This window comes from Azospirillum formosense (assembly GCF_013340925.1).
In the GTDB taxonomy this organism is placed as follows: Bacteria; Pseudomonadota; Alphaproteobacteria; order Azospirillales; family Azospirillaceae; genus Azospirillum; species Azospirillum formosense.
In genome coordinates, this window is record NZ_WHOR01000150.1 from 1 (window position 1) to 13925 (window position 13925).

The following is a 13925-nucleotide window of genomic DNA, read 5'->3' on the forward strand; positions in this document are numbered from 1 at the left end:
CAGGAGAGGGAGTAAAGTCCCCTCCCCTGCGCAGCTCTCGCGCAAACCTCTGGTTTGCGCTGACGCGGCAGGCGGACCCTTGGTCCGCCGAGAGCGGGGGAGGGTTAGGGAGGGGCAAGCGACCCGCCGTCTCCCTCACTCCCCTTCAGCGATCCATTCGTCGATCAGGCGGCGGGCGATGCTGTCGGGGCGGGCGAGGCGGGACGCCTCGCTCGGCGTGAAGGTCCGCAGGAAGTCGCGGTCGAACCAGCGGGCCGTCTCCAGCTCCTCCAGGTCCGTCTGGATGTCCAGCGTCACCGCCCGCGCGCTGAAGCCCAGCATCAGCGAGGACGGGAAAGGCCAGGGCTGGGACGAGTGGTAGCGGATGTCGGTGACCTCCAGCCCCACCTCCTCCAGCACCTCGCGCTTCACGCTGTCCTCCAGGCTTTCGCCCGGCTCGACGAAGCCGGCCAGCACCGAATGCATGCCCGGCGGGAAGCGGGAATTGCGGCCCAGCACGACCCGCCCGGCTCCGTCATGGACCAGCATGATGACCGCCGGGTCGGTGCGCGGGAAATGGTGGGTGGCGCAGTCCGGGTTGGTGCAGACTCGCACATGCCCGCCCTCGGCCCCCGCCGCGACGGAGCCGCAGACGCCGCAGAAGCGGTGCCGGGCGTTCCACCAGGTGATGCCGCGGGCGTAGGCGCACAGCCCGGCCTCCGTCGCCTCCATCACCGGGCCGACGGCGCGCAGATCCTCGAAACGGCCGAGCCCGGCCAGGGCGGGATGCTCCTCCGGCGCCTCCAGGCCGGTCAGGTCCACGGTGAAATGCGGCACGCCGTCGAGCAGGCCGAGGAAGACCGGTTCCACCCCCCAGTCGCCGCCGCAGGCCACCGCGACCGCGCGGGCCGAGTCGGCGTCGCCGGTCACGAAGTTGCGCGATTTCGCCACGGGCAGCAGGCGCGCGTTCGGCGAGGCCCAGGCGTCTTTCAGCCAGTCCTTGTCCTTGCGGCGCACGCCGGCGCGGTCGAGCGGGATGCCGGCATAGGCGTTCGGGGCGGCGTTCGGGCCGGCGTTCGGGCGGTCGGGTGGGGAGGAGCGGTCGTGCATGGCGAAGAGGCTGCCACAAGCCCGCGGAACGGGGAAGCGGCGTCCCGCGCAACCCTCCTCCGTCATTGCCCTCTTCCCCGCATTGATGGTTTGCGCCGGGAGAGCACCCGACTAGGATGCCGCCCTCGTCCCAACCACGCGCGATCCGGCGGAGCGACCATGACCGAACCCTGCCCCACCCCCCTGGTGACCCTGGCGGAGCGTCTGGCCGACGCCTCCGGCCCGGTCATCCGCCAGTATTTCCGCACGCCGGTGGCGGTGGACGACAAGGCCGACGCCTCCCCCGTCACCGTCGCCGACCGCGAGGCGGAGCGGACCATCCGCGCCATCATCGAGGCCGAGCGCCCCGACGACGGCATCTATGGCGAGGAGTTCGGAACGAAGAACCTGGACGCCGAATGGGTCTGGGTGATCGACCCCATCGACGGCACCAAGTCCTTCATCACCGGCCGCCCGATCTTCGGCACGCTGATCGCCCTGCTGCACCGCGGGCGCCCGGTGCTCGGCGTCATCGACCAGCCCATCGTCCGGGACCGCTGGCTGGGCGTCGAGGGCCGCCCGACCCTGTTCAACGGCCAGCCGGCCCGCGTGCGCGCCTGCGCCGGGGGGCTGGCCGCGGCGACGCTGGGGACCACCTCGCCCGACCTGTTCCCCGGAGCGGACCAGGACGCCTTCCGCCGGGTGGCCGGGGCGGCCAAGGTGTCGGTCTATGGCGGCGACTGCTACAGCTACGGCCTGCTGGCGGCGGGCTATTACGACCTTGTCGTCGAATCGGGGCTGAAGCTCTACGACTTCGCGGCGCTGGTGCCGGTGGTGACCGGGGCCGGCGGGCTGATGACCGATTGGGACGGCCGGCCGCTCGACGCCGCCTCCAGCGGGCGCGTGGTCGCCGCGGGCGACGCCCGCACCCACCGCGAGACGCTGGCCGCCCTGGCCGGCTGAGACAGGAGGACCACGCCCATGGCAACCATCGCCACGCCCGCCCGCTCCGTCTTCGAGACCTCGCCGGAGAAGCTGCGCCCCTTCCTGCACTCGCTGGCCGGCCGGGTGTCGGGCGGGGCGAACTGGATGGTCCGCAAGAAGACGGTCTGCGACCTGCTGCTGGGGCTGGACGCCTTCTTCGCCCTGCCGGCGGAGGAGCGCCGCGCCCTGATGGGCGCCGAGGACGACGCCGCCTCCCACGGCAGCCAGGACGGCACTGGGCCGGAGGACTTCCGCAACGTCCTGCCGCTCTATGTCGGGGCGATCCTGGAGGGGCTGAAGGAGGAGGCCGTGACGCAGCCGGAGCAGGCGGCGATCTACATGCTGTCCATCCACCCGGAGCATCAGATGGCCGCGGAGGAATGGATGCTCGCCGACCCGCGCAACGGCAAGGCGGTGCGCCGGATGATGCGGTCCGACCGCCGCTACCGCCAGCTCATGGAGCGCATGGCGGACCATTGGAAGACGGCCCGCGCCGGTCAGGGCAGCAGCGCGACGGCCAGCAGCCCCAGATAGATGCCGATGAACAGGCCGAGGACGATGCCGTAATCCTCGTCGGTCATCGGGTTGGAATCGGGGTCGAACTGCCGCATCATCTACTCCCAGTGCGTCAACGGATGCCCAGAATAACCGTTGACGCCCGCGAAGTTCCCGCGACAAGGCCGTGACCTTCGCTGGGCGAAGGCGAACACCCCCATAAAAAACGGACCGCGCCGGAGGGGCACGGTCCGCTGAGTCGGGAGGGACCCGAAGGGAAAGGGTCAGGAGGGACTCAGGTGGCGAAGGCTCAGGTGGATGGCCGGGCCTCGCCGGTGATGGCCGGTTTTGGCGGCATCTCCTCGGCCAGCGCGCGGTAGGCCAGCCCGCCGAGCAGCCCGCCGACCAGCGGCGCCACCCAGAAGGCCCAGAGCTGTTGCAGCGCCCAGCCGCCGACGACCAGCGCCGGCCCCGTGCTGCGCGCCGGGTTGACCGAGGTGTTGGTGACCGGGATGCTGATGAGGTGGATCAGCGTCAGCGCCAGACCGATGGCCAGCGGCGCGAAGCCCGCGGGCGCCCGCCGGTCGGTGGAGCCCAGGATGACGATCAGGAACATGAAGGTCAGCACCACCTCGATCAGCAGGCCGGAGGTGAGGTTGTACGCGCCCGGCGAATGCTCCCCGTACCCGTTGGCGGCCAGTCCCTTGGCGGCCAGCGACCAGTCGGCCTTGCCGGTGGCGATGACGTACAGCACCAGCGCCGCCAGGAAGGCGCCGACCACCTGCGCGATGACGTAGGGCAGGATGTCCTTGGCCGGGAAGCGCCCGCCGGCCCACAGCCCCACCGTGACCGCCGGGTTCAGGTGGCATCCGGAAATGTGGCCGACCGAGTAGGCCATGGTCAGTACCGTCAGCCCGAAGGCCAGGGAGACGCCGGTCAGCCCGATTCCGACCTCCGGGAAGGCGGCGGACAGCACGGCGCTGCCGCAGCCGCCGAAGACCAGCCAGAAGGTGCCGAGAAACTCCGCGCTCGTGCGCCGGAACATCGTCATGTCACCACCTCGTCGGGCTTGCCGCATTTCCGCCTTTTTTGCGCCCCCGGACGGGCCGGCGCCAGCGCACGGGCGTAAGATACCGTTGCGTACGCGGACTTGACGCGCCGCAAGGCGCGTACATGCTAGGGCTGATCCGCCTTATCATCCCAGGCCAACCACATCAGGCCCAACCACATCAGGACCGACGATGCGCCGAGTTCTCGCTGCCGCCCGGATGACTGCTTTCTTGGCTCTCCTTGCGCTGACGGCGCCAATCCAGGCGAACGGGGCCCAGGCGAACGGGGCCCAGGCGAACGGGGCCCAGGCGCAGACGGTCACCGTCCCGGCCCTGAAGCAGTTCGGCGAGCCGGAGTTCAAGCCGGGCTTCACCCATTTCCCGCACGCGAACCCGGAGGCTCCCAAGGGCGGACAGATCACCCTGGCCGCTCAGGGCAGCTTCGACAGCCTGAACCCGATCATCCTGCGCGGCGTCACCCCGCGCACGCTGGGGCTGATCGCCGACTCGCTGATGGTCGGCTCCGGCTGGGAGATGGACGCCGCCTACGGGTCCCTGGCGGAAAGCGTGGAACTGCCCGACGACAAGAGCTGGGCCGTCTTCCATCTGCGCAAGGACGCGCGCTGGCACGACGGCGTGCCGGTGACCGCCGGCGACGTGGTCTTCGCCTGGGACTCCATCCAGGCGCACGGCAACCCCTTCCTGAAATCCTTCCTCGATCGCGTCGCCGCGGTGGAGGCGGTGGACGAGCACCGGCTGAAGATCACCCTGAAGACCACCGGGGAGATGAAGCCGATCATCGACTTCGCCACCAGCATCGCCCCCCAGCCCGAGCATTGGTGGACCGCCAACGGCCGCGACATCTCCAAGACGACGCTGGAGCCGGTGCTGGGCAGCGGCCCCTACCGCATCAAGGCGGTCGATGCGGGCCGCTCGATCACCTACGAGCGGGTGGCCGACTGGTGGGGCCGCGACTTGGCCACGGCGCGCGGCTTCTACAACTTCGACAGCGTGAAGGTCGATTACTATCGCGACGACGACGTGATGTTCGAGGCCTTCAAGGCCGGCGCCTACGACTTCCGCACCGAGCACCGGGCGCAGCGCTGGACCACCGGCTACGACTTCCCCGCGGCAAAGGACGGCCGGGTGAACCGCGTGGAGGTGAAGAGCGACCTGCCGCTGGGCGCCCAGGGCTTCCGCCTGAACACCCGCCGCGCCAAGTTCGCCGACCCGCGGGTGCGCGAGGCGCTGGGCTATCTGTTCGACTTCGAATGGATTCAGAAGAACATCCTGTACGGCCAGTATCTCCGCACCACCTCCAACTTCCCCAACTCCGACTTCGGCGCCAAGGGGCCGCCGACGCCGGAGGAGCTGGCTCTGCTGGAGCCCTTCCGCGCCCAGTTGCCGGAGCGCGTCTTCACCACCCCCTTCGAGCCGCCGAAGACCGACGGCAGCGGCAACAACCGCAACAACCTGCGCGAGGCCATGCGCCTGTTCCGCGAAGCGGGGTGGGAGCTGAAGAACGGCCGGATGACCAGCGCGAAGACCGGCGAGGTGCTGAGCATCGAGTTCCTCGACGGCACCGGCGCGCTGACCCGCGTGATCCAGCCCTATGTGGAGGCGCTGCGCAAGGCGGGCATCGACGCGGTCCTGCGGGTGGTCGACACCGCCCAGTTCCAGGCGCGCACCGACGAGTTCGACTTCGACGTGGTGGTGGCGAACTTCAACTTCTTCACCCCGCCGGGCACCGAGCTGCGCAGCTATTTCGGTTCCGCCGCCGCGGATGTCCGGGGATCGGCCAACTACGCCGGCATCAAGGAGCCGGCGGCCGACGCGATGATCGAGAAGGCGCTGGCGGCGAAGGATCTGCCGTCGGTCCAGGCGGCGACCCGCGCGCTCGACCGCGTGCTGCTGTGGGGCTTCTACATGGTGCCGCACTGGTACAACCCGGACAACTGGATCGCCTACCGGACGACGCTCGGCTTCCCGGAGACGACGCCGAAATACGATCTGGGCTTCCGCAACAGCGGCTTCCCCGAGGCGTGGTGGGTGAAGCCCTGATCGCCCGCTTAGCCCCTTAAAGCCGAGGCTCCGCCTTGATTGTGCCACAAGGGAGACCCTACCTTACCGGAAACAATAAGGACCGAGAGGGGCATGAGGAAGACCGGTAAAGCGATCCTGGCCGCGGTCATGTGCCTGTATCTGGCGGAACCCTTCGCCACGGCCCGCGCGCAGACCAACCCGCGCGAAACCGCCGGGCACGCCGTCACGGCCCATGGGACGCCCAAATACGGGCCGGACTTCCAGCATTTCGACTATGTCGACCCCAACGCCCCGAAGGGCGGCGAGATCAAGCTGGCGACCTACGGCAGCTTCGACAGCCTGAACCCCTTCATCCTGCGCGGGTCGACCGCCGCCGGGGCCAGCCTGCCCTTCGACACGCTGACGGTGGAGAGCGGGGATGAGGTGCTGACCCGCTACGGGCTGCTCGCCGAGACCATCACCGTCGCCGAGGACCGGAGCTGGGTGCGCTTCACGCTGCGCCCGCAGGCGCGCTTCCACGACGGCGCCCCGGTGACCGCCGACGACGTGGTGTGGAGCTTCGAGACGCTGCGCGACAAGGGCCACCCGCTCTACCGCACCTACTACGCCGACGTGGTGAAGGCGGAAAAGACCGGCGAGCGCGCGGTCACCTTCACCTTCCGCGACGGCGGCAACCCCGAGCTGCCGGTCATCATGGGCCAGCTGCCGGTGCTGCCCAAGCATGTGTTCGAAGGAAACGGCAACGGGGTGCGCGACTTCGCCAGCACCACGCTGGACCCCATCGTCGGCAGCGGCCCCTACCGGATCGTCGAGGTGCAGCCCGGCCGCTCGCTCGTCTTCGAGCGGGTGCAGGACTGGTGGGCCAAGGACCTGCCGGTCAACCGCGGGCGCTACAACTTCGACCGCATCCGCTTCGACTATTACCGCGACCTCGACGTGGTGTTCGAAGCCTTCAAGGCCGGGGCCATCGATTTCCGGGTGGAGCATTCGTCGAAGAACTGGGTCACCGGCTACGACGTGCCCGCGGTGCGCGACGGCCACATCGTCCGCGAGGAGATCAGGCACCAGGACCCGCAGGGCATGCAGGCCTTCGTCTTCAACAGCCGCCGCCCGGTCTTCGCCGACCGCAAGGTGCGCGAGGCGCTGAATTACCTGTTCGACTACGAATGGACGCGGGCGAACCTGTCCTACGGGCTGTTCCAGCGCACCAAGAGCTTCTTCTCCAACTCCGAGCTGGCCTCCACCGGTCTGCCCTCGCCGGAGGAGCTGGCCCTGCTGGAGCCCTTCCGCGGCAAGGTGCCGGAGGAGGTCTTCACCAAGCCCTTCGCGCCGCCGCAGACCGACGGGTCCGGCAACATCCGCCCGAACCTGCGCACGGCGCTGGCCTTGCTGAAGGAGGCCGGGTGGGAGCTGAAGGGCAACAAGCTGCTGAACGCGAAGACCGGCGAGCCGATGCGCTTCGAGATCCTGCTGGTGCAGCCGGACATGGACCGCATCGTCCAGCCCTTCGTCCGCAACCTGGAGCGCGCCGGGATCGAGGCGGCCATCCGCGTGGTGGACACCGCCCAGTACCAGAACCGGATCGACCGCTACGACTTCGACATGGTCATCCAGCGCATCCTGCAATCGACCTCGCCCGGCAACGAGCAGCGCGACTATTGGCAGGCGGCCCGCGCCGACCAGCCGGGCAGCCGCAATCTGGCCGGAATCAAGGACCCGGTGGTCGACGCGCTGATCGACAAGGTGATCCAGGCCCCCGACCGCGAGAGCCTGGTCACGGCGACCCGCGCGCTGGACCGGGTGCTGCTGTGGGGCTGGTACGTCATCCCGCAATGGCACGACGACGTGCGGCGCGTCGCCTATTGGAACCGTTTCTCCCATCCGGCGGTTGCGCCCAAATACGGCTTGGCCTTCACCGACACCTGGTGGGTCGATCCCGACAAGAACGCGAAGCTCGCCAACACGGCCCGCCGCGCGGCGCCCTGAGACGGCAAACAGAAAGGCGAACCCGCGCGATGCTGGCCTACATCATCCGCCGTCTGCTGCTGATCATCCCGACCCTGTTCGGGATCATGGTCATCAATTTCCTGATCGTGCAGATCGCCCCCGGCGGTCCCATCGAGCAGATGATCGCCCGCGTCCAGGGCACCGCGGTGGAGGCGACCGCCCGCATCGGCGGCACCGGCGGCGGCGAGACCGGCGGCCCCGGCGCGCAGCAGCAGGCCCAGGGCGGCGACACCGGCAGCCGCTACCGCGGCGCCCAGGGGCTGGACCCGGAGTTCATCAAGCAGCTTGAGAAGGAATTCGGCTTCGACAAGCCGCTGCACGAGCGCTTCATCCACATGATGTCGAACTACCTGATGTTCGACTTCGGCAAGAGCTACTTCCGCGACCGCAGCGTCGTCGATCTGGTGATCGAGAAGATGCCGGTGTCGATCTCGCTGGGCATCTGGACGACGCTGATCGTCTATCTGGTGTCGATCCCGCTGGGCATCGCCAAGGCGGTGCGCGACGGCCAGCCCTTCGACGTCTGGACCTCCGGCGTGGTCATCGTCGGCTACGCCATCCCCAGCTTCCTGTTCGCCGTGCTGCTGATCGTCGTCTTCGCCGGCGGGCGCTATTTCGACCTGTTCCCGCTGCGCGGGCTGGTGTCGGACAACTGGGCGAGCCTGCCCTGGTGGCGGCAGATCCTGGACTACATGTGGCACATGGTGCTGCCGGTGCTGTCCATGGTGATCGGCGGCTTCGCCGGGCTGACCATGCTGACCAAGAACTCCTTCCTGGAGGAGATCAACAAGCAGTATGTCGTGACCGCCCGCGCCAAGGGTCTGGCGGAGCGGCGGGTGCTCTACGGCCACATCTTCCGCAACGCCATGCTGATCGTCATCGCCGGCTTCCCCGGCGCCTTCATCGGCATCCTGTTCACCGGCGCCCTGCTGATCGAGGTGATCTTCTCGCTCGACGGGCTGGGGCTCTTGGGCTTCGAGGCGGCGATCAACCGCGACTATCCGGTGATGTTCGGCACGCTGTACTTCTTCACGCTGCTGGGGCTCATCATGAACCTCGTCGGCGACGTGACCTATGTGGCCGTCGATCCCCGCATCGACTTCGAAGCGCGGAGGGTATGATGGGAAGCTTTGCGCTTTCGACGCATGCTCCCTCTCCCCCCCGGGGAGAGGGTTGGGGTGAGGGGGTTGCGCGTTTGCCGGACGCACCGCCACGCGCAACCCCCTCACCCTCCCCTCTCCCCAGGGGGGAGAGGGCAAATGCCCGTTGGAGGACGCGCCCATGACCGGCGACCGTTTCCTCGGCCTGCGCGTCACGCCGCTCACCCGGCGGCGGCTGGCGAATTTCCGGGCGAACCGGCGGGGCTTCTGGTCCTTCTGGATCTTCCTGGTGCTGTTCACCCTGTCGCTGGGTGCGGAGTTCATCGCCAACGACCGCCCGCTCCTCATCAAGTACGACAACGCGCTCTACTGGCCCGTCTTCACCGCCTACCCGGAGACCACCTTCGGCGGCGAGTTCGAGACGGAGACCGATTACCGCGACCCCTATGTCCGCCAGCTGATCGAGGAAAAGGGCTGGATCGTCTGGCCGCCGATCCCCTACGGCTACCGCACCATCAACTACAACCTGCCGGTCCCCGCCCCGGCCCCGCCGTCCGCCGACAACTGGCTGGGCACCGACGACCAGGGGCGCGACGTGACGGCGCGGCTGATCTACGGCTTCCGCATCTCCGTGCTGTTCGGTCTGGTGCTGACCGCCTTCTCCTCGGTCGTCGGCATCATGGCCGGGGCGGTCCAGGGTTACTTCGGCGGCATCACCGACCTGCTGTTCCAGCGCTTCATCGAGATCTGGCAGGGCCTGCCCACCCTGTTCCTGCTCATCATCCTGTCCAGCGTGGTGACGCCGAACTTCTGGTGGCTGCTCGGGCTGCTGCTGCTGTTCTCCTGGACCTCGCTGGTCCATGTGGTGCGGGCGGAGTTCCTGCGGGCGCGCAACTTCGACTATGTGCGCGCCGCCCGCGCGCTGGGCGCCACCGACGCGACGATCATGGTGCGCCACGTGCTGCCCAACGCCATGGTGGCGACGCTGACCTTCCTGCCCTTCATCCTGAACGGCTCCATCACCACCCTGACGGCGCTGGACTTTCTCGGCTTCGGCCTGCCCCCCGGCTCCCCCTCGCTGGGCGAGCTGCTGGCCCAGGGCAAGGCCAACCTCCAGGCGCCCTGGCTGGGCCTGACCGCCTTCTTCGTGCTGGCGATCATGCTGAGCCTGCTGATCTTCATCGGCGAGGCGGTGCGCGACGCCTTCGATCCGCGCAAGACCATCGGCCAGCTCTCCACCGCCACCGGAACCGCCAACGAGGCGGGCGCGGTGGCGCAGAAGGCCGCGGAATGATGCCCCCAACGACCACCAGCCCAAGAAGGCGGAACCGCCCATGACCGACATGACGACCAATGGGGCCGACGATCTCCTCCAGGTCCGCAACCTCCATGTCGAGTTCCGCTCGGGCGGCGGGGCGATGCACGCGGTGAAGGGCGTCTCCTTCGACATCGCCAAGGGGGAAACCCTGGCGCTGGTCGGCGAGTCCGGGTCGGGCAAGTCGGTCACCGCCCTGTCGATCCTGCAACTGCTGCCCTACCCCATGGCGCGCCACCCGCATGGCTCCATCCGCTTCCGCGGGACCGAGCTGGTGGGCGCGGAGGAGAAGGTGCTGCGCAACGTGCGCGGCGACCGCATCGCCATGATCTTCCAGGAGCCGATGACCTCGTTGAACCCGCTGCACAGCATCGAGCGGCAGATCAACGAGACGCTGTTCCTGCACAAGGGCCTGTCCCGCGCCGCCGCGCGCAAGCGCACGCTGGAGCTGCTGCGGCTGGTCGGGCTGCCCAACCCGGAAAAGCGGCTGAACGCCTACCCGCACGAGCTGTCGGGCGGCCAGCGCCAGCGCGTGATGATCGCCATGGCGCTCGCCAACGAGCCCGACCTGCTGATCGCCGACGAGCCGACCACCGCGCTGGACGTCACCATCCAGGCGCAGATCCTGGAGCTGCTGAAGGATCTCCAGCGCCGCTTCGGCATGGCGCTGCTGCTCATCACCCATGATCTGGGCGTGGTGCGCAAGATGGCCGACCGGGTCTGCGTGATGAACCAGGGCGAGATCGTCGAGCAGGCCGACGTCGCCGACATCTTCGCCCGCCCGCAGCACGCCTACACGCGCAAGCTGCTGGCCGCGGAGCCGAAGGGCGACCCGCTGACCCCGCCCGCCGACGCGCCGGAGGTCATGGCCGCCGACAACCTGAAGGTCTGGTTCCCCATCAAGAAGGGCCTGCTGCGCCGCACCGTCGACCATGTCCGCGCCGTGGACGGTGTGTCGGTCAACGTGCGGCAGGGGCACACGGTCGGGGTGGTCGGTGAGTCCGGGTCCGGCAAGACGACGCTCGGCCTCGCCCTGCTGCGCCTGCACGCCAGCGAGGGGGCGATCCGCTTCGACGGCAAGGACATCCAGGGCTGGCAGGCGAAGAAGCTGCGCGGGCTGCGGCGGGAGATGCAGGTGGTCTTCCAGGACCCCTACGGCAGCCTGTCGCCCCGCCTGTCGGTCGGCCAGATCATCGGCGAGGGGCTGACGATCCACGGCATCGGCTCCGGCGCCGAACGCGACGCCATGGTGGCCAAGGCGCTGGAGGAGGTTGGGCTCGACCCGTCCAGCCGCCACCGCTACCCGCACGAGTTCTCCGGCGGCCAGCGCCAGCGCATCGCCATCGCCCGCGCCCTGGTCCTGAAGCCCAAGTTCGTCGTCCTGGACGAGCCGACCAGCGCGCTCGACATGTCGGTGCAGGCGCAGATCGTCGATCTGCTGCGCGACATCCAGGCGCGCAACAACCTCGCCTATCTCTTCATCAGCCACGACCTGCGGGTGGTGCGGGCGCTCAGCAGCCACGTCATCGTCATGAAGGACGGCAAGGTCGTGGAGCAGGGCCCCACCCGCCGCATCTTCGAGGAGCCGCGGGAGGAATACACCCGCGCCCTGCTCGCCGCTGCCCTGAACCTGGAAGCCGTCAAGTCCGACGCCGTGCGGATGTAGCGGCCCGCGGGCGCTTCGCCTTCGTATTGCCGGGTGGCGCCTTGGTTCGGACAGGCGGCGCCTTCGGCTGTTCCCGCCCCGGCACCGTCACCTCGCGCCATTGGCCGGGGGCCAGCCCGTCCAGCGTCCACTCGCCGATGGACCAACGGATCAGCCGCAGGGTCGGAAAGCCGACCGCGGCGGTCATGCGGCGCACCTGCCGGTTCTTCCCTTCGCGCAGGGTCAGGACGATCCAGCTCGTCGGGATGGCGGCGCGGAAGCGCACGGGCGGGTCGCGCGGCCACAGGCCGTCCGGCTCCTCCATCCGGCGGGCCTCGGCGGGCAGGGTCGGGCCGTCGTTGAGCGTCACCCCGTCGCGCAGGCGCTGCAACGCCTCCTCGGTCGGGACGCCCTCCACCTGCACCCAGTAGGTCTTGGGCAGCTTGTGCTTCGGCGAGGCGATGCGGGCGATCAGCGCGCCGTCGTCGCTCAGCGCCAGCAGCCCCTCGCTGTCGCGGTCCAGCCGCCCGGCGGCGTAGACCCCCTTCACCGGCACATGGTCGGCCAGCGTCGGGCGCCCCTGCTCATCGGTAAACTGGGGCAGCACGCCATAGGGCTTGTTCAGCAGGATCAGACGGGGCACGGTTGGCTCGAACGGGTTTGAGACGAACAACGACAACAGTACAGGGGTTTGCACCGTGACGCTGCTTTTCTGCTCCACCACCGACCGCTCCGACCGCTGGCTGAGCGAGCTGGACGCCCGCCTGCCCGGGCTGGAGGTGCGGGTGTGGCCCGAGATGGGGGACCCGGCGGACATCGAGATGGCGCTGGTGTGGAAGCCGCCGCACGGGCTGCTCGCCACCCTGCCGAACCTGAAGCTGATCGTGTCGCTGGGCGCCGGTGTGGAATCGCTGCTGCTCGACCCCACCCTGCCCGATGTGCCGCTGGTCCGCATGGTGTCGGAGGGGCTGACGGTGGACATGGCCGGCTATGTGGCGCTCCAGGTGCTGCGCTGGCACCGACTCCTCGACGAGTACAAGGCGCTCCAGCAGGCCGGGCGGTGGGAGCCGCTGGACCCCTGCCCGGCGTCGGAGGTGAGTGTCGGCATCCTGGGCCTGGGCGAGCTGGGCATGGCCTCGGCCAAGACGCTGCTGAGCATGGACTACCGCGTGCTGGGCTGGAGCCGCACGCCGAAGGCGCTGCCGGGGGTGGAAAGCTTCTCCGGACCCGACGGGCTGGCGGCGATGCTCGGGCAATGCAACCTGCTGGTCTGCCTGCTGCCGCTGACGGCGGAGACGCGCGGCCTGCTGAACCGCAAGCTGTTCGCCGCCCTGCCCAAAGGTGCGGTGGTCGTCAACGCCGCGCGCGGCGGGCATCTGGTGGAGGACGATCTGCTGGCGGCGCTGGAGAGCGGGCACATCGCCGGGGCCAGCCTGGATGTGTTCGCGGAGGAGCCGCTGCCCGCCGGCCATCCCTTCTGGACCCACCCGAAGGTCCATGTGACGCCGCACGTCGCCGCCGTCACCCACCCGTCACGCTCCGCCGCGGTGGTGGCCGAGGCGATCACCGCCTTCCGCGAGGGGCGCCCCCTGCCGAACCTCGTGGACCGCAGCCAGGGCTATTGAAAACGGCGGCGGTCAGACGGGCACCGCCACAGGGCCGGAGGCGCCCAACTGCGCCTCCAGCCGCGCCTTGGCGGAGGCGGCCACCTCCTCCTCGGCGCGGATGACGGCCATGTCCTCGGGCGCCACGGCGCCCGCGGCGACCACCAACTCGGCGAAGTCGGACAGGAAGACGCTGCCCTTCACAGTGCGCTGGACGAGCACGCTGCGCTTGTCCTCGGCGTCGCGCTTGCGCTTGATGAAGCCGAGCAGCGACAGCCGGTCGAGCGCGCGGGTCACCGCGGGCTTGGAGATGTTCAGCGCCGCCGCCAGCCCGCGCACGGTGTGCGGCGGATCGGTCAGATAGACCTGGAGCATGATGGCCATCTGCCGCGCCGACAGGTCCGGCCCGTCCTGCCGGACGCTGGCGATCAGAGCCGTCCGCCACAGGCCGAGCGCTTTCAGGTTCCGTGCCATGTTTTCCCCCCGCGTGCCGCGTCCCTCAGCCCCGAAGGCCCCCGCATTCGGAACGCGCGGCGAAGGAGTGTCCCCCAACCCGGCCCGGACAGGCAAGCGTTTCGCAACCGGATCGATCGGTCAGGGTGTCGCGGGTGGGGG

At 69.3% G+C, this 13925-nt stretch carries 12 protein-coding genes; 8 read left to right on the plus strand and 4 right to left on the minus strand.

The features are described from left to right. Positions 1-135: 135 nt before the first annotated feature. The gene (gene nudC, locus GBZ26_RS18465; RefSeq protein ID WP_425599353.1) at positions 136-1155 is read right to left on the minus strand and encodes an NAD(+) diphosphatase; all 1020 of its coding nucleotides are present in this window, start codon (positions 1153-1155) and stop codon (positions 136-138) included. Positions 1156-1248: 93 nt separating this feature from the next. Between nudC and hisN the strand changes: the two genes are divergently transcribed. Together hisN and GBZ26_RS18475 are read left to right on the plus strand one after the other, a co-directional pair. Next, complete coding sequence (hisN, locus tag GBZ26_RS18470; protein WP_174440091.1) at positions 1249-2031, plus strand: histidinol-phosphatase; 783 nt, start codon at positions 1249-1251, stop codon at positions 2029-2031. 18 nt (positions 2032-2049) lie between these two features. After that, on the plus strand, positions 2050-2586 hold the full coding sequence (locus GBZ26_RS18475; RefSeq protein WP_174440092.1) for a hypothetical protein: 537 nt from the start codon (positions 2050-2052) through the stop codon (positions 2584-2586). Between the two features lie 271 nt (positions 2587-2857). Here GBZ26_RS18475 and aqpZ read toward each other — a convergent pair whose 3' ends face one another. Further along, positions 2858-3598, minus strand: coding sequence for an aquaporin Z (gene aqpZ / locus GBZ26_RS18480; RefSeq protein WP_174440093.1), 741 nt, complete (start codon positions 3596-3598; stop codon positions 2858-2860). Positions 3599-3827: 229 nt separating this feature from the next. Between aqpZ and GBZ26_RS18485 the strand changes: the two genes are divergently transcribed. The 5 genes from GBZ26_RS18485 (at position 3828) to GBZ26_RS18505 (ending at position 11727) form a co-directional block, all read left to right on the plus strand. After that, positions 3828-5657 carry an extracellular solute-binding protein gene (locus tag GBZ26_RS18485; RefSeq protein ID WP_246653545.1) on the plus strand — a complete coding sequence of 610 codons (1830 nt, stop codon included), beginning with the start codon at positions 3828-3830 and terminating at the stop codon, positions 5655-5657. Between the two features lie 93 nt (positions 5658-5750). Then, positions 5751-7625, plus strand: coding sequence for an extracellular solute-binding protein (locus tag GBZ26_RS18490; RefSeq protein ID WP_174440095.1), 1875 nt, complete (start codon positions 5751-5753; stop codon positions 7623-7625). A gap of 29 nt (positions 7626-7654) precedes the next feature. Further along, entirely contained in the window at positions 7655-8767 is a 1113-nt protein-coding gene (locus GBZ26_RS18495) for a microcin C ABC transporter permease YejB (protein ID WP_174440096.1), read from the plus strand. Between the two features lie 160 nt (positions 8768-8927). Then, positions 8928-10040, plus strand: a complete 1113-nt coding sequence (locus GBZ26_RS18500; RefSeq protein WP_174440097.1) for an ABC transporter permease — start codon at positions 8928-8930, stop codon at positions 10038-10040. A 49-nt stretch (positions 10041-10089) separates the two neighbouring features. Next, positions 10090-11727 carry an ABC transporter ATP-binding protein gene (locus GBZ26_RS18505; protein ID WP_174440102.1) on the plus strand — a complete coding sequence of 546 codons (1638 nt, stop codon included), beginning with the start codon at positions 10090-10092 and terminating at the stop codon, positions 11725-11727. Here GBZ26_RS18505 and GBZ26_RS18510 read toward each other — a convergent pair. Beyond that, positions 11702-12349 (minus strand): pseudouridine synthase, encoded by a 648-nt coding sequence (locus GBZ26_RS18510; RefSeq protein WP_174440098.1) that lies wholly within the window; start codon positions 12347-12349, stop codon positions 11702-11704. The genes GBZ26_RS18505 and GBZ26_RS18510 overlap by 26 nt on opposite strands. A gap of 55 nt (positions 12350-12404) precedes the next feature. On the opposite strand from GBZ26_RS18510, the gene GBZ26_RS18515 reads away from it, so the two are divergent. Beyond that, a complete protein-coding gene (locus tag GBZ26_RS18515; RefSeq protein ID WP_174440099.1) occupies positions 12405-13331 on the plus strand; it encodes an NAD(P)-dependent oxidoreductase in 927 nt (308 codons plus the stop codon). A 12-nt stretch (positions 13332-13343) separates the two neighbouring features. On the opposite strand, the gene GBZ26_RS18520 is transcribed toward GBZ26_RS18515, so the two are convergent. Next, entirely contained in the window at positions 13344-13784 is a 441-nt protein-coding gene (locus GBZ26_RS18520) for a MarR family transcriptional regulator (protein WP_174440100.1), read from the minus strand. Positions 13785-13925 lie beyond the last annotated feature (141 nt).

What these genes read in the sequence shown, in the direction of transcription:
- nudC (WP_425599353.1), bottom strand. Translation starts at nt 1,155, where the DNA reads ATGACGGAGGAGGGTTGCGCGGGACGCCGCTTCCCCGTTCCGCGGGCT.
- hisN (WP_174440091.1), top strand. Translation starts at nt 1,249, where the DNA reads ATGACCGAACCCTGCCCCACCCCCCTGGTGACCCTGGCGGAGCGTCTG.
- GBZ26_RS18475 (WP_174440092.1), top strand. Translation starts at nt 2,050, where the DNA reads ATGGCAACCATCGCCACGCCCGCCCGCTCCGTCTTCGAGACCTCGCCG.
- aqpZ (WP_174440093.1), bottom strand. Translation starts at nt 3,598, where the DNA reads ATGACGATGTTCCGGCGCACGAGCGCGGAGTTTCTCGGCACCTTCTGG.
- GBZ26_RS18490 (WP_174440095.1), top strand. Translation starts at nt 5,751, where the DNA reads ATGAGGAAGACCGGTAAAGCGATCCTGGCCGCGGTCATGTGCCTGTAT.
- GBZ26_RS18495 (WP_174440096.1), top strand. Translation starts at nt 7,655, where the DNA reads ATGCTGGCCTACATCATCCGCCGTCTGCTGCTGATCATCCCGACCCTG.
- GBZ26_RS18500 (WP_174440097.1), top strand. Translation starts at nt 8,928, where the DNA reads ATGACCGGCGACCGTTTCCTCGGCCTGCGCGTCACGCCGCTCACCCGG.
- GBZ26_RS18505 (WP_174440102.1), top strand. Translation starts at nt 10,090, where the DNA reads ATGACGACCAATGGGGCCGACGATCTCCTCCAGGTCCGCAACCTCCAT.
- GBZ26_RS18520 (WP_174440100.1), bottom strand. Translation starts at nt 13,784, where the DNA reads ATGGCACGGAACCTGAAAGCGCTCGGCCTGTGGCGGACGGCTCTGATC.